Source organism: Mesorhizobium sp. GbtcB19, assembly GCF_019091085.1.
Taxonomy (GTDB): Bacteria; Pseudomonadota; Alphaproteobacteria; order Rhizobiales; family Rhizobiaceae; genus Mesorhizobium.
Map to the genome: position 1 here is coordinate 1 of NZ_JAGXJY010000685.1, position 228 is coordinate 228.

General features: G+C 66.2%; 1 pseudogene. It reads right to left on the minus strand.

The annotated features are described in order from the left end of the window. A pseudogene (locus tag KVT37_RS33750) lies at positions 1 to 218 on the minus strand (osmotically inducible protein C); the annotation flags it as partial. Positions 219 to 228 lie beyond the last annotated feature (10 nt).

Genomic DNA, 228 nt, shown 5'->3' on the forward strand with positions numbered 1-228 from the left:
TCGACCGCACAGGCCACGAGCGCCGCGCGGCCCATCTCGAGGATGGGCACGACGTCGTAGGCCGAGCAGCCACCGGTGCCAAACAGCACCAGCTCCATCGGGCACGGACCAGGCGTCTTGCCGTCCGGCACATGCGCCGTGCCCAGCACCACCTTGTGGACGCTGCCGGACACGCCGACGAACGTGCGCTCCTCGACACATTTGACGCGTACTTACACGTTTGACTTT